This window comes from Micromonospora sp. NPDC005806, from assembly GCF_042871425.1.
Lineage (GTDB): Bacteria > Actinomycetota > Actinomycetes > Mycobacteriales > Micromonosporaceae > Micromonospora.
On sequence record NZ_JBIAIL010000045.1, the window covers coordinates 30,232 to 47,710 of the forward strand.

A 17,479-nucleotide genomic window follows, 5' to 3' on the forward strand; every position below is an offset into this window, starting at 1 on the left:
GCCCAATCGACGAATGGGAGTATCTATGGGTTTCCATGGGCGACTGCGACGAAGAAGTCTGGCTGCGGCGGTGGCGACTGCCGTCGTGGCGCAGCTGGCGCTCTTCGGCGGTCCGGCGTCGGCAGGGGAAACCCCCCTGTGGCAGACGGAGGTCGGAAAGATCCCGACCGCGAAGTACACCCGCGACGCGAAGCTCTACATCACCGAGTCCTGCCAGGCGTTGAGCCCGTACGTGGAGGGTGGGCTGGGGGACAGCCGGCTCGCCCCGGTGCTGGCCGACGTGGAAAGCCGATACTTCGACGGCGCCCGGCTCAAGAGCGCCGCCGACGGCCAGGTCGCGTTCGACAACCTGGAGCACCTGGAGTCGTTCCTCAAGAGCCGGTTGACCGGCGCCAGCCCGCCAAGCGGTGAGGCGGAGCAGGCGCACGTCCGGGCTCTGGTGGAGACCCTCTCCGGGGTCCGGCTGCTGGCGGACGCGGCGATCCAGGACGCCGAGGCGACCATCGGCCCGTTCCGGGCCAGCCCGCCACCCGCACCCGCCCCGGCGGGGCTGACCGAGGCGTTCGCGGATCTGGAGGAGGCGAAGGCGAGCCTGGCCAAGGCCGACGATATGCTGGTCAAGGCCAACGTGGAGCCGGCGACGATCCAGGCCGGGCGGGCTTGGGCGAGCGGCTTCAACGTGCTGACCCGGCTGGGCATCACCTACGACGGCGACCACGACTCCGACGGCGTGGTCGACGTGGTCGAACTGCGCTTCGGCTCCAGTCCGCTGCTGGTCGACTCCGACAGCGACGGGCTGACCGACAAGTTCGAGATCACCGAGCTGGCAGGCTGGACCAGGCCGAACAAGGTCGACACCGACGGCGACTCGGTCACCGACGGCGACGAGGACGTCGACAACGACGGCCTCACCAACCTCCAGGAACAGGACCTGGGCACCTCGCCCACCGACCCGGACACCGACGGTGACGGGGCCAACGACGGCACCGAGGTCGCCAACGGCACCAACCCGCTGGTCCCCGACCAGCCCCGCGCCCCGCCGGCGCCAGGCGACGTCCCGCCGATCGTGCCCGTGCCGAACGAGGCGGACACCGACGGTGACGGGCTGATCGACGTCGCCGAGGAGGAAGCCCTCACCGACGTCAACAATGTGGACAGCGACGGTGACGGCCTGTCCGACGGCACGGAGATCAACGACTGGGGCATCGACCCCCTGGTCCAGGACACCGACGGCGATGGCCTGCGCGACGACTACGAGGTGGCGCACAAGGACGACCAGGGCCTCGACCCGGGCCGGCCGGACGAGCAGGTCAGCAAGTGGACGTACGTGTCCGACTTCCTGCTCGGCATGTTCGCCGGCGACTTCGCCCCGCGCGACTCGATCGCCTGGCTCTCCGGGAACCTGTGCTCCGGCGCGCTGAGCTTCATCCCGGTCGTCGGCTGGATCGTCGGTGGCCTCGCCGACATCCGCGACACGATCGCCGGGCTGATCCACGGCGACTGGATCGGTGCGGGGCTGAGCATTCTCGGCGTCGTCCCCTACGTGGGTGACGCCGTGGCGATTCCGGGGAAGGCCCTGCGATTCGTCCTCAAATTCGCGCACCGACTCGAACAAGTCGTCCTGCTCGTCGCCACGTACGAGAGCATTCCGGACAGCATCAAGGAAGCCGCGCTCGAGCAGATCCTCGGTGACGACTGGACCGCGCTTCAGGACGCTGGCTTCGCCGCGGAGTCGGCGACCGCTGGCTTCGGCACTCTCTCCGTCCGCTCCAGCATGCTGCGACTCGCCAAGGGTGAGCGGACGAGTTTCGCCAGGTTGCGGGCCGCGTACCAGAACGTCCTGCACGTCAAGGGTCCGCGTGTTCGCTACATGTTCAACTGGCGGGACGGGGAGGACTTCGTCGCCGACAATCTGCTGACGGGTACCCGACACCGCAACCTCAAGGTGTTGACGCCTCAGTATCCGACGCCGAGATCGGTTTCGCGGAAGCCGGACATCGCCGTTGAGGATCCGGCGGGCGAACTGACCCTGCACGAGGTGAAGACCGGCGTCCCGGACTACGGCAGCGAATTGGCCGAATGCCAGAAGGACGCCTGGATGCTCAAGCAGCCGTCTGTCGACGTAGTGGACGCGAACAAGCAGACAAGCAAGTACAAGGTACGAGGGGTCCACTGGCATTTCCTGCCGCACCACGGCTACAACAGCCTGGGCCCAACCCAGGCGGTGCTCGACTGCTTGATTGCGAACAATATCCCATATACCATCCACTTCCCGGAATAGCGTCTTGAGGAGGTGATCGGGTTGGGTCGACCGTATGGCCGACCCAACCCGGCCTTTTATGGGTGACCAACTTGTCGTCATGCGATTTGATGAAGCCGGTGAGCCAGGGGCCGAGTTGCCGGTCGCCGTCGTACTCGGCAGATTGCGCGAGGTGTTCGGGGACGACCCCGAGCTGGATCTGCCGATCGCGGACGGAGACATTGTCGAGCTCGAATTTACCGGAGCGCGAGCCAGCATTGATGGGTTCGTCTATGCCGGAGCGCAGGGCGTACAACGGGTGGTCGTCGAGTTCACCGACAGATCCTGGGGCGAGCCGGTGCACGAATTCCGGCAGGAGATCACGCCCGCGCTGGACGCGTTGGTCGCTCTCGCAGTCGAAACAGGTGCGCGCCTGTTCGACTCCGTCGATCCCCAATCGTCCAACCTGACGACGGCGCGGGCACTGGATCTGCTCGCGCCGGCCAATCCACCTGACGTTGGCTGATCGCGGCCCGGACGGTCCGTTGGCGCGGCGCTGAGCGTGCGCGCGAACGGCCGGCACCGGACCTCGGCCGGATCAGGACAGGGTCAGCTACCACTCAGCGCGCCGGGCTGGGCGCATCGGTGGCGCTACCGCGCTGCGCCGGCAGGCCGATCGGGGCCTTCGGCGGGATGATCGTGCGGCACCGGGTGGCGATCGGGTCGAGCAGCTCGCGCACCCGGGCGGCGCGCTCCGCGCCCAGCGCCCGCCACGGGCCGAGGGCGGCCCGGTCGGTGGCCTCCTCGGCGGCCCGGAACGTCGCGGTGCCGTGCTCGGTCGGCTCCCGGTCCGCGGTCAGCCAGCCCTTCTCGACCAGCCGCTCCTCGGCGGTGGCCCACTCCTCGTCGGTCCAGCCCCGGGCCATCTGGTGGAATTCGCGGGACTGGTCGACCCGGCACCGCCAGGCCACCACCTCGACCGGGTCCAGCCCGGTACCGAGCAGCGCCGCGACGTGCCCGTCGCCGCGGTGCTCGCGCAGCGTGGTGGCGGCCTGCCAGAGCCGGGCCAGCGGGTATTCCCCGCGGGGCAGGGCGGCGTTGACCGCGCCGAGCATCCGGCCGGCAGTCTCGACCCGCCCGGCCGCCTCCTCCAGCAGGTCCGCCGCCTCGACGAGGTGCGACTCGGGCAGCTCGTAGGTGAACTCGGCGAGGGCCTGCACGGCGCCGGTGAGCCGGGCACGCAGCGCCTCCTGCGGGGTGGCCAGCCGCCACACCGACGGCAGCGCCCGGGCCACCATGGACGGCGCGAAGCTGAAGAACGCGGCGACCACGATCGGCGCCTCGACCGGCCCGAGCGGGGCGGACCGGCCGGCGAAGTAGCCCCGCCAGTAGCCGCGCAGCCCGACCGCCTCGTAGGCCGCCCGGGCCCGCGGGTGGAAGTAGGTCACCGCGTGGACCGGCTCGAAGCAGGTCCACATCTGCCGGGCGATCCCCGGGTCGTCCAGCGCCGCCACGTGCACCTCCGCGTCGGTGGGCAGGTCGCCGCGGGCGGATGGACCGCCCACGGTGACCTTGAACTTACTGCCGCTCGGTGACCGTACGGAAGCCTGGTGTGAGCTACCGCGCGGCGAGCACGTCAACGACGAAGCGCAGCGGTCCGGAGACCTCACCGGTGTCGCCGTACGCCAGATCGGCCGGGATGTCCAGCTGCACCCGGCTGCCCACCGGCACCCCGACCAGGCCCTGGTCCCAGCCCTTGATGACCTGGCCGACGCCGATGGCGAAGGTGGCCGGCTGGCCCCGGTCCCAGGAGGAGTCGAACGGCTTACCGTCCTTGTAGAGCACCCCGACGTAGTTGGTGGTGATCTGCTGGCCGGCCTTCACCGCCGGGCCGGTGCCCTTGATCAGGGTGGTGACGGTGAGCTTCTTCAGCTCGCCCGTGCCCGGGCCGACCGTCGGCTTGGTCTTCAGCGCCGGGTCGGCGCCCTCGGGGAGCGCCGGGGCGGGGGGAGCCGTCTCCCCGGCCGGGACGGTGGCGCTGGCCGACGGGGCGGCGGCGGTGGACTTCGTGTCGTCGTCCCCGCTGTTCAGCCAGACGATGCCGCCGATCAGCGCGGCCACCGCGAGGACACCGGCCGCGGCACCGAGCATCGACTGCCGGCGGCGGCGCGCCTCGGCGGCCTTCTTCGCCGCCAGCTGGGCGGCCAGCCGCCGCTCCGCCTTGGTGCCCGGGCCCTGGCCCGCCGACCGGTTGTGCACACGCTCGCTCACGTCGACTCCCCTGCTGGGTGGGTGGCTGCGGCTCGGCGGGCCGCCGCCGAGGCCAGCGCACACGGTACCCGGCCGGACGCCTGCGGTGCTCCTACGGCCGGCCGGATCCGGACAGCTCATTCCTTGCCGGGCAGCACGCCGAAGTCGGTGAGGAACGACGCGACCCGGTCGTCGGCGGTCCGGCCGATCCAGGTCTGGTAGCAACCGTCGCCCCAGCCGGTGGTGACGGTCAGCACGTTCGCCCCGGTGGCCTCGTCGGTCACCACGTCGGCCAGTCCCATGATCGGGCGCCGTCCGGCGCCGTCGTCCTCGGCGAGGAAGGCGCCGAGGACGTCATCCTCGTCCCAGCCGCGGAGGGCGGCGAGCGCCACCGGGTCGGCGAGCGCCGCCGTGGCGGAGTCGACGCAGTACCCGCCGTCGTCGTCCCCGGCCGGACTCCGACCCTCGACCTGGGCCGTCTCCCAGCGGGCCACCGGCTCGTCCCGGACCACCAGCTCCAACGCGGCGACCCGGCGTTCGGACCCGCCCGGTTCCCGGACCAACGACACCCAGGCCCGCGCCGGATACCGGCCGGGCTCGACCCCGACGGTGTACGGCTCGGCCTCCGGGCAGATCAGCGGGTCGAAGCCGACCACCCGGCCGGTCGGCAGCACCACCATGCCGGCGGGATGCACCTCGATCTCGTGCTCGCCGAACTCGTCGGCGAACCGGAAACCCGGCATCCGCAGCCGGTCGAAGTCGGGGGTGTACGGCACCTCGGCGTCCTCTCGCGGGCCTCTGCGCAGCGTACCGGTGGCGACCGGCAGCGACACGGGTTCCGGCGCGGTACGTTCACGGCCATGGCGATCCTCACCGAAGAAGACCTGGCTCTGCTCTCCGAACCGCAGCTCGCCCACGTGGCGACCATCGAGTCCGACGGCACCCCGCACGTCACCCCGGTCTGGGTGGACACCGACGGCGAGCACATCGTGTTCAACACCGTGAAGGGCCGGCAGAAGTACCTCAACATGGCCCGCAACCCGATGGTCGCGGTGTCGGTCGTGGACAAGGCGAACGACTTCCGCACGCTCTGGGTCAAGGGCACCACGGAGTTCGTCACCGAGGGCGCCGACGAGCACATCGACCGGATGGCGAAGAAGTACCTCGGGCAGGACAAGTACCCGTTCGCCCAGCCCGGCGAGGAGCGGGTGATCGTCCGCATCACCCCGACGGAGAAGCTCGGCCGCGGCTGAGCGAAAGGAGGGGCCCCTGGTCAACGCCTCGGGTAGAGCAAGGAGCCCCTCCTCACCCCGTGGGCCGCGCCGTCAGGCGGTCTTGCGGGGGGCGGCCTTCTTGGCGGCGGCCTTCTTCGCGGGGGCCTTGGCCGCCTTCTTCTCCGCCGTCTTCTTGGCCGCCGCCTTCTTCGCCGGCTCCGCCTTCTTGGCGGCCTTCTTCGCCGGCTCCGCCTTCTTCTCGGCCGCCTTCTTCGCGGGGGCTTTCCTCTCGGCCGCCTTCTGCGCCGCCTTCTGTGCCGAGCGGGCCGCCGAGATCGGGGTCGGCTCGGCCCCGGCGCCGGTCGGTGCCTCGCCCCGGGCCGCCTGGGCCCGCTCGACCGACGCCTTCAGGGCGGCCATCAGGTCCACCGCGGCGGCCGGCGCGGCCTCTTCCTCCTCCGGCTGGACCACCTCGCGGCCCTCGATCTTGGCGTCGATGACCTCCTGCAACGCCGCCCGGTAATCGTCGGTGAAGGCGTCCGGCTCGAACTCGCCGGCCATCGAGTCGATCAGCGAGCTGGCCATCGCCAGCTCCGGGGGACGCACCTTCAGGTCCTCGCCGAGGAACCCGAAGTCCGGGGTACGGATCTCGTCCGGCCAGAGCATCGTGTTGAGCAGCAGCACGCCCTCGCGGACCCGCAGGGTGGCGAGCTGTTCGCGCTGGCGCAGCGCCACCTTGACGATCGCCACCCGTTCCGAGTCGGCGAGCGCCTGGCGCAGCAGCACGTACGGCTTGGTGGCCGAGCCCTCCGGCTCCAGGAAGTACGCCTTGTTGTAGAGGATCGGGTCGACCTGCTCGGCGGGGACGAACTCCAGCACGTCGATCGCGTGGGAGGTGCTCAGCGGCAGGTCGGCGAAGTCCTCGTCGGTGAGGATGACCATCTCGCCGCCGCCGATGTCGTACCCCTTGGCGATGTCGTCGTAGGTGACCTCCTCGCCGCAGACCGAGCAGGTGCGCTTGTAGCGGATGCGGCCGCCGTCGTCGCGGTGCACCTGGTGGAAGCGGATGTCCTTCTCCTCGGTGGCCGAGTAGACCTTCACCCCGATCGACACCAGGCCGAACGACACCGCTCCTTTCCAGATGGCCCGCATTTCGCGCTCCTCTCCCTGGTTCTGACCAGAATCGCAAATGATCGAACGGCACGCACGTGCTTCCGTGTGCAACTACAGTCAGAAGGTGCCCGGCGCGCCGTTGAAGCCGATGCTCGCGATGACCGGGCAGCTCCCGGCCGGTGCCGGCTGGGCGTACGAGTTCAAGTGGGACGGGGTCCGCGCGCTCGCCGACATTTCCCACGGCGACCGGCATCTGTACGCGCGCTCCGGCGTGGAGATCACCACCGCCTACCCCGAACTGCTCAACCTGGCCGAGCAGGTCGACGACGCGCTGCTGGACGGCGAGGTCGTGCTGTTCAACGAGCTCGGGCAGCCGTCGTTCACCGCGCTGGCCGAGCGGATGCACGTGCGCAACCCGGCCAAGGCGGCGCGGTTGGCGGCCACCATGCCCGTCACGTACATGATCTTCGACCTGCTGCGGCTGCGCGGCGAGGACCTCACCGGCCGGCCCTACCGGGAGCGGCGCGCGGCGTTGGAGTCGCTCGGGCTCGGCGCTGCCCGGTGGGCGGTGCCACCCGCCTTCGCCGACGGCGTGGCCACCTACGAGGCGGCCGGCGAGCATGGCCTCGAGGGGGTAATGGCCAAGCGGGTCGATTCGGCCTACCGGCCGGGGGTGCGCTCGCCGGACTGGGTCAAGGTCAAGCTGGAGGTGACCGGCGACTTCGTGGTGGGCGGCTGGCGGCCCGGCGCGCGGAAGGTCGGCGGCCTGCTGGTCGGGGTGCCCCGGCCGGACGGGCGGCTCACCTACCGGGGCCGGGTCGGCGGCGGGATCGGCGCGGCCCTCGAACGGGACCTGCTGCGCGAGCTGGAACCGCTGCGCACCGGCGCGGCACCGTTCGCCGGGGACGTGCCGCGCGAGGATGCCCGCGGCGCGATCTGGGTAACTCCGCAGGTCGTGGTGGAGGTGAAGTACGGCCAGCGCACGCCGGACGGGCGGCTGCGGTTTCCCCGGATCCTGCGCCTGCGTCCGGACAAACCGCCCGAGGAGGTCGACGATGCCGGCTGACCGGTTGAAGGTGGACGTCGAGGGACGCTCGCTGGAGCTGTCCAACCTGGACAAGATCCTCTACCCGAAGGCCGGCTTCACCAAGGGCGAGGTGATCGACTACTACACCCGGATCGCCCCGGTGCTGCTGCCGCACCTGCGGGACCGGGCGCTGACCCGGATCCGCTACCCGAACGGCGTCGAGGGCGGCTCGTTCTTCGAGAAGAACGCCCCGGCCGCCACCCCCGCCTGGGTACGCACCGAGACCCTGCCCGCGCCCGGGTCGAGCAAGGGGCGGGAGACCATCGACTACGTGGTCGCCGACGACCTGCCCACCGTGGTCTGGCTGGCCAACCTCGCCGCCCTGGAGTTGCACACGCCGCAGTGGAAGATCGGCGAGCACCCGGACATGATGGTGGTCGACCTGGACCCGGGCGCCCCGGCCGTGCTGAAACAGTGCTGCCAGGTGGCGCTGCTGATGCGGGACCGGCTCGCCGACGACGGCATCGAGTCGTACCCGAAGACCTCCGGGAAGAAGGGCATGCAGCTCTGCTGCCCGATCGCCGGCACCCAGGATTCCGATTTCGTCTCGGGTTACGCCCGGCGGATCGCCCAGGAGCTGGAGAAGGCGCACCCGAAGCAGATCGTGTCGAAGATGGCGAAGAACCTGCGTCCGGGCAAGGTGTTCATCGACTGGAGCCAGAACAACGCGGCGAAGACGACGGTGGCGCCGTACTCGCTGCGCGCCCAGGCGGTGCCGTCGGTGTCCACGCCGTTGACCTGGGACGAGGTCGAGGCGGGTGCGGCGGGCAAGCGGCCCTCGACCAAGCCGTACACGGCCGACGAGGTCCTCAAGCGGGTGGCGAAGCAGGGCGACCTGCTGGCCCCGCTGCTGGACGGCGGCCCCGAGCTGCCCGGCTGAGGACCTCCCCGATTTTGGTTCATGGGACCCGACCTGGTTAGAGTCCGATTCGACTGAGGAGGGCGACATGACCATGCTGGGCAGCATTCGCCGCATCGGCGCATTTCTTACCGTTACGGCGGCGGCACTCACGGCCACCGGGTGCGGGGGTACCGACAGTTCCGGATCCGCCGCCGAATGGGCGGCGCCTGCGGCCGCGACGCCCACGGCGAGCGCACCCGCTCCGATCAAGAAGATCACCTCCGCCTGCGCGCTGCTCCCCGCCAACGTGGTGGTCTCGGTGCTCGGCAGCTCCAGCGGCACCAAGCTGACCGCCGAGGAACAGCCGGTTGACCAGAAGGACAGCGAACCCACGCTCGGCTGCGCCTACGAGAGCAAGGGTCAGGAAGCCATGGCGATCAACGTGGTGGCCCTGCGGGACCGCGCCACGGACGGTGCCAGCACTCTCGACACGATCGCCCGGAAGAGCGGCGCGAAGGTCACCCACCTGGACGGGCTAGGCGACGCCGCGGTGACCTACGTCAGCGACGGGACGCGGTTCCTCGCCTTCGCCGTGGCCTACCAGTCCGACCTGCGGGTGGTGCTGTTCACCGGGGCGCCGGTCGTCCCGGTGGCCAAGTACAAGAAGCTCGCCGAACACATCGCCCCGCAGCTCTGAGGCAGGATCCGGTCGCCAGCGCGGCCAGTTCGTGGCGTGTCGACCGCCCTGGATTCCCGGCGGAGGGTTCCGGGCTGTGCGGCGCGTGGTACGACTGACGGCATAAATGCGGCAGAGCTGACAGAACGGGCGCGCCGATGACCGCCGGCAACACGAGTGACCGACTGATCGCGTTCGTGCTGGCCTTCGCCATCACCACGCTGCTGTGGCGGATCTACTTCTACCGCGCGGGCCTGCTCCTCCCGGCTGCGATCGCGGCCAGCGCCGCGCCGGCAGTCTTCAGCCGGTCCGCCTCGTACGCCCATCTCTTCATGGCCGGCGGCATCGTACTCAGCGCGGTCGGCGACGAGATCGTCATCACCCACCCAATCGCCCAGGCCAACCTGGTCTGGTCCGCCGTCATCCTGTGCGGACCCGCGATCTACCTGGCCGGCCGTGCCCGGCTCGACTACCTGTCGTTCAGCAAGGTCGCCGTGTCCCGAGTGATCGGTCTGCTCCTGCTGGTGGTGCTGTCGCCCGTGGTGGCGTTCCTGGCACCGATCCTGATCGCCGTGGTGGCCGTTGTCATCCTGACCGCGATCGCCGCCTCGGACACCATCGCCTGGCGCTACCGCCCCAGCGAACCGAAACCACCGCCGCCCGGCACACCGAACCGACGCCCGTAGCGCCACGGCCCGAACTGCCCCGGGTCCTGAGCCTCGGGGCAGTCCGGGTCCGGGGGTCAGCGGCGGGCGGCGTCCCAGGTGGGGCTGCTGCGGAAGTACGTGTCGTAGAGCTCCTGCACCTCCAGCAGGCTCTCCGGCGGCACCTTCCCGTACGCGATCCGCTCCAGGTGGCGGAAGTACTCGAACCGTTCGACGCCGGGCGTGATGACGATGAGGATGTCGGCGTTCTCGCCCGGGGCGGCGGCGAACGCGTGCGCCAGGCCGGGCGGCACGATCACCAGGTCACCCCGCTCGGCGGTGACCACCTGGTCGCCGGAGAGCAGTTGCGCGGTGCCGTCCAGCAGGTAGAACAGCTCGGCGGAGTTGGCGTGGTGGTGCGGCCGGGCGCCGTCCGCGCCGTCGTGCAGGGTGACCCGCTGAGTGGAGAGCGCGCCGCCGGTGGCGCTGCTGTCGGCGAGCAGCCGGATGGTGGTCGGTGCCCGCCCCACCACCTCGGCGTCGGCGTCGCGGACGATGACGGACCTGTCGAAGTCGGGCGTGATCAGGGACATCTGATGGGCTCCTTCCGAGGGGGGTGTCTAGAGGGCGAACAGCAGGACGGCGTCGAGGAGTACGACCACGGCGGTGGCGAAGTGGATGCCGAAGGCGGCGGCCTTCGTGCCGCCGTGCCGGAGCACGACGAGGGTGTCGCCCAGCGGGTTGAGCGCGACGATCAGCATGAACCAGGCGACCGCGTCGGCGGTGGTGAAGGCGATCAGGGCGAGGCCGAGAAGGCCGTAGCTGAGGTCGCGCAGTCCCTTGATCGTGAGGTAGGCGGGGTCGCCGTCGGGCTTGGCCGGTACGCCGTAACCGGCGGCGGCAGCCTCGGGCTGCAGGAGGAACCGGGCACCGATGACGACGACGAGGAGGCTGAGGACGACCGCGAGCCCGTAGGCGAGGGGGCTGAGCATGTTCGGCTCCAATTTGCTAGCGCTGCTAGATCCGAGAGCGAAGCTAGCAGATCGGCGGCAGTTTCGCTAGCGGTGCTAGGATTGCGGTCATGGTGATTCAGGCGCGCCGGGAGCGCGAGCGGGCGGAACGGGAGCGGGCGATCGTCGCCGCGGCCCGGGAGCTGGCCGAGTCGGAGGGCTGGGACGCCGTCACCACCCGCCGGCTCGCCGCGCGGATCGAGTACAGCCAGCCCGTGCTGTACAGCCACTTCAAGGGCAAGGACGCCATCATGGCCGCCGTCGCCGTGGAGGGCTTCGCCGAACTGGCCGGGGACCTGGCCGCCGCGCGTGCCGCCGCGACCGACGAGCGACAGGCGGTGGTCGACGTCGCCACGGCGTACGCCGATTTCGCCGAGCGGCGGCCCGCGCTCTACGACGCGATGTTCACCCTCGCGGTCGACCTCCCGTTCGCCAGCCAGGAGGTCCCGGTCGACCTGGCCCGGGGCTTCGCCGAGCTGGCCGAGACCCTGCGGCCGGTCGCCGCCGACGACGACCTGGAGACGTTCACCGAGACCTTCTGGAGCGGGCTGCACGGCCTGGTCACGCTCATGCGCAGCGGCCGGCTCCGGCGTACCGACCACGAGCGCCGGCTGGTGCTCCTGGTGCACCGATTCTGCCGCTGACGCTGGATCGTTAGGGTGGGCGGACCGGCAGGGAGGAGTATCCGCATGGCTGTCCACACGCCCGTACCCGTTCCGGCCGACGCGCCGCGCGAGGCCGACCTTGCGCTGCTCAGCTACTACGACGACGCGACCGGGGAGCGCACCGAGCTGACCGCGCAGCAGCTCGGCGGCTGGGCGGCGCGCAGCGCGGCGCTGCTTCGCGACGGCTGCGGGCTCGGCCCCGGCAGCCGGGTCGCGGTGCTGCTGCCGCCGCACTGGCGGACCGCCGCGGTGCTGGTGGGCGCCTGGTCGGTCGGGATGGCGGTGTCGTTCCGGCCGCGGGCCACCGCCGGGCTGCCGGTCCTCGAACCCGGCGGCGACCTGCCGTACGACGCGGTCTTCGTGACCCCGGAACGCCTCGACGACTGGCTCGAGGACGTGCCCGACGGGGTGCACCGCTACCTCGTCGGCACCGGACCCGGCCCGCTCACCGACGTGCCCTCGGGCTGGCTCGACTGGTCCGCCGAGGTGCTCCGGCACACCGACACGTCGCCTGACTACACCGCCATCCGCCCGTCCGACCCGGCCAGCCCGGACGGCACCAGCTACGGCGAGTGGGCCGCGCTGGCGAAGGGGATCGCCGAGCAGCTCGACCTGCGGGCCGGCGACCGGCTGCTGGTCGACGCGGCCGAGCACGAGCAGCCGCTCAAGTGGCTGCTCGCCCCGCTCGCCGCCGGCGCGTCGGTAGTGCTCTGCGCCAACCTGGACCGGGAGCAGCTGGACGCCCGCATCGCCGCCGAGCAGGTCACCCGGGTGCTCTGAGCCCTCCTACCCGGAAACCGCGTTGACAGGGTCGGTGGCTGGGACGCCTACTGGTGCGCCGGAGCAGGACGACGAAGGATCGATGGTGGACCGGACGTACCCGGGCGTGGACGCCCTCACCTGGAAGGAATTCGGCGAGGAGCACCTCGCCGGGTTGGCCGAGCTGGCCGAGGCGTGCCTGGCCGCCGACGGCGGGCTGCCGCTGTTCGCCGACTCACCGGTGCTGCGGGCGCGACTGCTCCAGACCCGTACCCTCGGTGCCTGGCACGACGACGCGCTCGTCGCGGCCGTCGGCGTCGGCACCGACCGCCGGCCGGCCACCGGCACCGGGCTGGTGCATCCGGCGTGGCGCGGGCGGGGCCTCGGCGGCCGGCTGCTGAGCTGGGCGGACGAGCAGGTCGGCGACGCGGACCTGCTGGTGACCACCGAGTCGTGGAGCGCCGACGCGGACCGCCTGTTCACCGCGCGCGGCTTCGACCAGACCTTCCTGGAGTGGGTGCTGCGGCACGACCTCGACGCGCTTCCCGACCTGGCTGCGCCGGACGGAGTGCGAACCGAACCGATCACCTCGGAGATCGGCGCCGAACTGTTCGAGACCTACCGTGCGTCGTTCTGCGACCGGCCCGGCTTCGTGGAGCCGGATGCCGACGAGTGGCTGGGCGAGCTGCGGGAGGACGACGAGTACCGGCCTGACCTGTCACTGATCGCCCGAGGTCCCGACGGCACGGCGGTCGGCTTCCTCAACGTCATCGACAACTGGGTCGACCAGGTAGGCGTCGTCCCGGGCTGGCGGGGGCGGCGGGTCGGGGCGTACCTGGTGGCGAGCGCGCTGCGGGCCCTGGCCGCCGACGGCGCCGGGGAGGTGTGGCTCTGCGTCAACGACAACAACCCGGCCGCCGCGCTGTACCGGCGGCTCGGCTTCCACGACGCCGGCCGCCGCGCCCGCTACCTGCGCCGCCGCTCGTGACCGCCGCCGAGGGCGGCGTTCCACCTCGGCTGATCATCGGGGCAGCGGCACGAGGTTGTGTTGCGTTATCCTCCGGCGCCTGATCAATCCACGGGGGGTAACTGGTGGTGATGCTGCAACGCCTCGGTCTCGCGGCAGCGGCTGGAACGGCGCTGCTGCTGGCGGCCTGCGCCAGCCAGGACATTCCATCGACGCAGGGGGCGGCGCCCGCCGCCACGGCACCCGCCACCACGGCGGCCGCGAAGCCCGCCGCGTCCCCGACCGCCCCGAAGGTGACGCTGCCGGACCGGTACGACCCGAAGCGGAACCCGGCGGCCGACCTGAAGGCCGCGCTCGCGCTGGCCCGGGCGGACGGCAAGGCGGTGCTGATCGACTTCGGTGCGGACTGGTGCCCGGACTGCCACGTGCTGCACGAGCTGTTCCAGTCGGCGGAGACCAAGCCACTGCTCGAGCAGAACTATCACCTGCTGGCGGTGGACGTCGGCGAGTTCGACCACAATCTGAAGTTCGCTGGGAAGTACATCAACCTGCAGCGGAGCGGCATTCCGGCACTGGTGGTGTTGACGCCCGACGGGAAGGTCCGGGTGGCCACCAACGACGGTTCCTTCGCCAACGCCCGCGACATGGACAGCAAGCAGGTCAACGCGTTCCTCACCAAGTGGGCGCCGAAGAGTTGACCGGTCGTGTTGCCCTGCTGGCCGCGGCGCTGGCCGGCGTACTCCTCACCGGGGGATGCACCCGGACCGCCGAGCCGTCGCCGACGGCCGACCGCACCGGCCGGCTGGAGGCCGGCGGCGTGACCGTCGAGGCCACGCTGACCGACGGACCCGACGGCGCGCGGGTGCGGACAACCTTCCGCCCGCAGCGGCCTGGCTTCCACCTCTACAGCCTCGAACTGCCACCCGACGGGGTGCAGGGGCTCGGCATCCCGACGGTCGTCGCCGTCCGGGGCAGCCTCGACGCGACCGGCGCGGCGAGCGCCGACGTGCCGGTCAGCGACCTGCGGATCGAGGAGCTGGGCGTCAACCTGCCCGTCTACCCGGACGGCCCGGTCACCGTCACGCTGCCAGTCCGGTCCACCGGGGGCGGTCCGACCGAGCTGGTGGTCACGTACGGCGCGTGCAGCGCGAGCACCTGCCTGCCACCGGTACGCGAGCGCGTGATCGCACTGAGCTGAGCTCCGGCCACCTGCCCGCACACCTGCGCCCGGTCGTCTTCACCGGCGGCTGAGCCACGGCGCGCGCCGCGCGCAGGCCGCGGTGTGGTCCACCGGCAGCGCACACCGCCCGCCGCCGGGCAGCGGCCGGTCGCAGAAGACCCAGTGGCGTACGCACTGCTGGTCCTCGGCCGACACAGTCACCCCGCCCGGCTCGACCCGGGCGGTGAGCTGAGCCAGCACCCGGGCGGCGGTACGGGCGAAGATCCGGGCACGGTGCAGGTCCGGCGCGGTGACCGGCAGGTGGATCACCCAGCGGTCGGTCATCGGTAACGGTGGTTCGCCGACTGGGCGCTCTGCCACTCGCGCAGGGCGTTCTTGATCCGTACGTTCTCCTCCTGCACCGCGACCAGGGCGGTCTGCGCGACGGCCAGTTCGTCGGCCACCCGGTGCAGGAAGGTGCGGATCTCGACCGGGTCGAGGCCGCGCCGGCGGACGTTGAAGCACCGGTCGCGGATCTGCCAGGGCCGCAGGGGAACTCGGCCGTGGGCTTCGTTCAGGGGGTGTCTCTCCTCGCGTCGGCCCGCCAGCCGACGGAACAGGTTGCGCACGGGGGATCGCCCTTCGTCGAGTCGTGTCGAAGAGGGGGCGGCCTCCGCCAGTTGCCGTCAGCGGAGAGCCTGCCGCCTTGTTTTGGGGTACGGCAGCAGGGCCGCGCTGGGGGAGCGCGGAGGGTGAGGTCTCGACGGCGATGCGAGACCGGTACGAGAGGCGCCAACCGACCGCAGCAGCACCGCATCACCGAGAGCGACGGTATTGCCACCGAGTCACCTATGTCAAGCATGTCTCTGAGTCAGCTGCCCACCTGCGTCACCAGCGCTACATGCGTTGCCGGTGTCGGAGCGGTTGCTCGATACTGGGCGGGCCAACCGACTGCAAGGGGCCTGACGTGCCTATTCCGCCCACAATGGACGAGCTGCTCGACGATCTCCAGAGCAAGATCAAGAAAGGGACCTATCCGCCTGGCTCTCAGCTTCCCTCCGGCCGCGCGCTGGCAGACGAGTACGACGTCTCGCAGTCCACGATCAGCCGGGCGGTGGCGAGGCTGCGGCAGCAGGGCGTGTTGGTCGGACGTCCAGGCCGCGGCGTCTTCGTCGCTGAGTCGAACAGGCCTTGACCTCTACTGCGACGGGTTGTCGAACGGGTTGCCGGCGGAGTGGTTCAAAATTCCTGTACATCCATCAAGGTGGCCCTGAACGGGCCGCACGCGCCGCCGCCGGGCGCGCGCCGGCCGCGCAGCTGTCGCTCTGCGGCCGCCGCGCCGGATGCCCGGCGGCTGGCGCGGAGAGCGGGAAGCCCGGGGCCGCCGCGGACGGTAGCGCCGAGAGTGGTTGAGGCTCATGGGCCGGCAGCCGGCCGCGCCGCGCCCGAGCGACGCGGCGCAGGGAAGGGCACGCCGGGTCCGCGCGGCGGGTCACGCCGGTCGCCGGGTCGCGTCACGGCGCCTCCGGCGGGGGCGCAACGACTCCAGGATGGCCGGGGTCCGTCCGCGCGCTGCGGTCCGTGGGTGGTGCAGGGCCATCCCGCCAGCCGACCACCCGGGGCAAGCCGAGCAGACCACCGCCCGGCCCGCCAGCGTCCGTACGTGCGTCAACGCCGTCTTGACATGCCGGGTCGGCGGCGGGATGGCTAGCAAGCGCAGGCGAGGGGCGAGTTGGTGAAGGCGTTCACGCTAGGTCCTCGGGCTTCACCCTTCCCTTCCCGAGAAGGTTCCTAGCGAGGAGCAGGCGGCCGAGGATGATCGCGTAGACGTTGCTGATCAACACTAGGAATGCTGCTCCGAACTCGCCTTGACCGGCCAACATCAGGGCAGGAAGACCGGCGAACAGCAGCACGGGCAACATGAAGCACCACAGAGGGAACCGCAGGTAGTAGAGAAGCGAGGGTGTAGAGGGCATACGCACGAGGCCATTAGAGCCCACGCAGACAGGGACAGCCGGAAGCCCGCCCGTGGACTGAGTGACTAGCCGAGTGACGACCGGGGCGGCCGACGTCGGAGGCGACGGAGTCGAGCTTGATGCCGCCGTCTTCGAGGACCTTGTGCAGCCGTTGGTTCTCCCGGGTGCGTTCCTCGATCAGCTTCTTGCGGTAGCGGGTCAGTTCCCAGATCGCGGCGATGTCGGCGGGCGGGATGAAGCTGCCGCGCGGCAGCCCTACCTCGCACAGTTCGGCCAGCCACACCGCGTCGGAGGCGTCGGTTATGCGGCCCGGCACGTTCTTGACGTGGTGGGCGTTGCACAGCAGGATCTCCAGCCCGTCGGCCTCGGCGAGGGCGTGGAAGACGGGCCGCCAGTGCGCGCCGGTGGCTTCCATCGCCACTTGCGTGACCTGCTCGGCGGCCAGCCACGCGGTCATCTCCCGCAACGCTGTAGAAGGTGGGGTACTTGCGTACCTGTCAACCTCTATGTCTGGCCAGTCCAGCGACCGCTGATCGTTCCTCGGAGTCAAGCTCTGCTGGCGAGAGGGGCGCCCACGGACGGAGCTCGACATCCATAGCAGCATCGGGATGGCTGCCCTAGTCGTCCGGTGTCTCTCGCTGGCGGCAGGGGTTGCCGTGATGCGGATGGTGGGCCGTCCGGACGCTGTCAGGGTGTGGCTGAGCCTGCGAGTCCGACCCCGCCGATGCGGCGAGCCCCTGCCTGGATGGTGATGACGGTGGTTGCCGTGGGCAGGATTGCCCGGCCCGCGTCGTCGAGGTTGTCGGCGTGATGGTCGTGACTGAGAAGTACCGCGTCGAGCGGTCCGAGTGCCGACGGCTGGACGGCGGGGCCGGCCTC

The 17,479-nt window shown here is 71.0% G+C and carries 23 protein-coding genes and 1 pseudogene; 13 read left to right on the forward strand and 11 right to left on the reverse strand.

Annotation, left to right across the window (positions count from 1 at the left end):
* Window positions 1–70: 70 nt before the first annotated feature.
* Window positions 71–2,281, forward strand: a complete 2,211-nt coding sequence (locus tag ACFYOS_RS31055) for a hypothetical protein (protein ID WP_387149167.1) — start codon at window positions 71–73, stop codon at window positions 2,279–2,281.
* A gap of 79 nt (window positions 2,282–2,360) precedes the next feature.
* Window positions 2,361–2,765 (forward strand): hypothetical protein, encoded by a 405-nt coding sequence (locus ACFYOS_RS31060; protein WP_387149169.1) that lies wholly within the window; start codon window positions 2,361–2,363, stop codon window positions 2,763–2,765.
* A gap of 94 nt (window positions 2,766–2,859) precedes the next feature.
* Here ACFYOS_RS31060 and ACFYOS_RS31065 read toward each other — a convergent pair whose 3' ends face one another.
* The 3 genes from ACFYOS_RS31065 to ACFYOS_RS31075 form a co-directional block, all read right to left on the reverse strand.
* Window positions 2,860–3,717: a hypothetical protein gene (locus ACFYOS_RS31065; protein WP_387149221.1), complete on the reverse strand. Its 858-nt coding sequence runs from the start codon at window positions 3,715–3,717 to the stop codon at window positions 2,860–2,862.
* A gap of 139 nt (window positions 3,718–3,856) precedes the next feature.
* Window positions 3,857–4,510, reverse strand: a complete 654-nt coding sequence (locus tag ACFYOS_RS31070; protein ID WP_387149171.1) for an FKBP-type peptidyl-prolyl cis-trans isomerase — start codon at window positions 4,508–4,510, stop codon at window positions 3,857–3,859.
* A gap of 116 nt (window positions 4,511–4,626) precedes the next feature.
* Window positions 4,627–5,265 (reverse strand): DUF4241 domain-containing protein, encoded by a 639-nt coding sequence (locus ACFYOS_RS31075; protein WP_387149174.1) that lies wholly within the window; start codon window positions 5,263–5,265, stop codon window positions 4,627–4,629.
* An 84-nt stretch (window positions 5,266–5,349) separates the two neighbouring features.
* Here ACFYOS_RS31075 and ACFYOS_RS31080 point away from each other — a divergent pair, with 84 nt between their 5' ends.
* The gene (locus ACFYOS_RS31080) at window positions 5,350–5,742 is read left to right on the forward strand and encodes a PPOX class F420-dependent oxidoreductase (protein ID WP_387149176.1); all 393 of its coding nucleotides are present in this window, start codon (window positions 5,350–5,352) and stop codon (window positions 5,740–5,742) included.
* Between the two features lie 72 nt (window positions 5,743–5,814).
* Here the strand turns inward: ACFYOS_RS31080 and ACFYOS_RS31085 are convergent, their stop codons facing one another.
* The gene (locus ACFYOS_RS31085; RefSeq protein WP_387149179.1) at window positions 5,815–6,855 is read right to left on the reverse strand and encodes a Ku protein; all 1,041 of its coding nucleotides are present in this window, start codon (window positions 6,853–6,855) and stop codon (window positions 5,815–5,817) included.
* Between the two features lie 85 nt (window positions 6,856–6,940).
* On the opposite strand from ACFYOS_RS31085, the gene ligD (ACFYOS_RS31090) reads away from it, so the two are divergent.
* The 4 genes from ligD (ACFYOS_RS31090) (at window position 6,941) to ACFYOS_RS31105 (ending at window position 10,106) form a co-directional block, all read left to right on the forward strand.
* Window positions 6,941–7,882, forward strand: coding sequence for a non-homologous end-joining DNA ligase (gene ligD, locus ACFYOS_RS31090; protein ID WP_387149223.1), 942 nt, complete (start codon window positions 6,941–6,943; stop codon window positions 7,880–7,882).
* Complete coding sequence (gene ligD / locus ACFYOS_RS31095) at window positions 7,872–8,783, forward strand: non-homologous end-joining DNA ligase (RefSeq protein WP_387149182.1); 912 nt, start codon at window positions 7,872–7,874, stop codon at window positions 8,781–8,783. Before ligD (ACFYOS_RS31090) ends, ligD (ACFYOS_RS31095) begins: the two co-directional genes overlap by 11 nt.
* Before the next feature lie 67 nt (window positions 8,784–8,850).
* A complete protein-coding gene (locus tag ACFYOS_RS31100) occupies window positions 8,851–9,441 on the forward strand; it encodes a hypothetical protein (RefSeq protein WP_387149185.1) in 591 nt (196 codons plus the stop codon).
* A 137-nt stretch (window positions 9,442–9,578) separates the two neighbouring features.
* Complete coding sequence (locus tag ACFYOS_RS31105; RefSeq protein ID WP_387149188.1) at window positions 9,579–10,106, forward strand: low temperature requirement protein A; 528 nt, start codon at window positions 9,579–9,581, stop codon at window positions 10,104–10,106.
* Window positions 10,107–10,162: 56 nt separating this feature from the next.
* On the opposite strand, the gene ACFYOS_RS31110 is transcribed toward ACFYOS_RS31105, so the two are convergent.
* Window positions 10,163–10,657, reverse strand: a complete 495-nt coding sequence (locus ACFYOS_RS31110; protein WP_387149190.1) for a cupin domain-containing protein — start codon at window positions 10,655–10,657, stop codon at window positions 10,163–10,165.
* A 27-nt stretch (window positions 10,658–10,684) separates the two neighbouring features.
* Window positions 10,685–11,056: a DUF4267 domain-containing protein gene (locus ACFYOS_RS31115; protein WP_387149193.1), complete on the reverse strand. Its 372-nt coding sequence runs from the start codon at window positions 11,054–11,056 to the stop codon at window positions 10,685–10,687.
* 89 nt (window positions 11,057–11,145) lie between these two features.
* Here ACFYOS_RS31115 and ACFYOS_RS31120 point away from each other — a divergent pair, with 89 nt between their 5' ends.
* From ACFYOS_RS31120 to ACFYOS_RS31140, 5 genes are all read left to right on the forward strand, one after another.
* Window positions 11,146–11,718 (forward strand): TetR/AcrR family transcriptional regulator, encoded by a 573-nt coding sequence (locus ACFYOS_RS31120; RefSeq protein WP_387149196.1) that lies wholly within the window; start codon window positions 11,146–11,148, stop codon window positions 11,716–11,718.
* Window positions 11,719–11,763: 45 nt separating this feature from the next.
* A complete protein-coding gene (locus ACFYOS_RS31125; RefSeq protein WP_387149198.1) occupies window positions 11,764–12,519 on the forward strand; it encodes a TIGR03089 family protein in 756 nt (251 codons plus the stop codon).
* Window positions 12,520–12,604: 85 nt separating this feature from the next.
* Window positions 12,605–13,486: a GNAT family N-acetyltransferase gene (locus tag ACFYOS_RS31130; protein ID WP_387149201.1), complete on the forward strand. Its 882-nt coding sequence runs from the start codon at window positions 12,605–12,607 to the stop codon at window positions 13,484–13,486.
* 110 nt (window positions 13,487–13,596) lie between these two features.
* Window positions 13,597–14,163, forward strand: a complete 567-nt coding sequence (locus tag ACFYOS_RS31135; RefSeq protein ID WP_387149226.1) for a thioredoxin family protein — start codon at window positions 13,597–13,599, stop codon at window positions 14,161–14,163.
* On the forward strand, window positions 14,160–14,663 hold the full coding sequence (locus ACFYOS_RS31140; protein WP_387149204.1) for a hypothetical protein: 504 nt from the start codon (window positions 14,160–14,162) through the stop codon (window positions 14,661–14,663). The genes ACFYOS_RS31135 and ACFYOS_RS31140 overlap by 4 nt, the downstream gene beginning before the upstream one ends.
* Window positions 14,664–14,702: 39 nt before the next feature.
* Here the strand turns inward: ACFYOS_RS31140 and ACFYOS_RS31145 are convergent, their stop codons facing one another.
* Both ACFYOS_RS31145 and ACFYOS_RS31150 read right to left on the reverse strand, forming a co-directional pair.
* Window positions 14,703–14,969, reverse strand: coding sequence for a hypothetical protein (locus ACFYOS_RS31145; protein ID WP_387149206.1), 267 nt, complete (start codon window positions 14,967–14,969; stop codon window positions 14,703–14,705).
* Window positions 14,966–15,232 (reverse strand): DivIVA domain-containing protein, encoded by a 267-nt coding sequence (locus ACFYOS_RS31150; RefSeq protein ID WP_387149228.1) that lies wholly within the window; start codon window positions 15,230–15,232, stop codon window positions 14,966–14,968. The genes ACFYOS_RS31145 and ACFYOS_RS31150 overlap by 4 nt, the downstream gene beginning before the upstream one ends.
* Window positions 15,233–15,609: 377 nt before the next feature.
* Between ACFYOS_RS31150 and ACFYOS_RS31155 the strand changes: the two genes are divergently transcribed.
* Window positions 15,610–15,819: a winged helix-turn-helix domain-containing protein gene (locus ACFYOS_RS31155; protein ID WP_387149208.1), complete on the forward strand. Its 210-nt coding sequence runs from the start codon at window positions 15,610–15,612 to the stop codon at window positions 15,817–15,819.
* A gap of 550 nt (window positions 15,820–16,369) precedes the next feature.
* Here the strand turns inward: ACFYOS_RS31155 and ACFYOS_RS31160 are convergent.
* The 3 genes and pseudogenes from ACFYOS_RS31160 to ACFYOS_RS31170 all read right to left on the reverse strand — a co-directional run.
* A complete protein-coding gene (locus tag ACFYOS_RS31160; protein ID WP_387149211.1) occupies window positions 16,370–16,537 on the reverse strand; it encodes a hypothetical protein in 168 nt (55 codons plus the stop codon).
* 76 nt (window positions 16,538–16,613) lie between these two features.
* The gene (locus ACFYOS_RS31165) at window positions 16,614–17,057 is read right to left on the reverse strand and encodes a transposase (protein WP_387149213.1); all 444 of its coding nucleotides are present in this window, start codon (window positions 17,055–17,057) and stop codon (window positions 16,614–16,616) included.
* A 230-nt stretch (window positions 17,058–17,287) separates the two neighbouring features.
* A pseudogene (locus tag ACFYOS_RS31170) lies at window positions 17,288–17,479 on the reverse strand (MBL fold metallo-hydrolase); the annotation flags it as partial.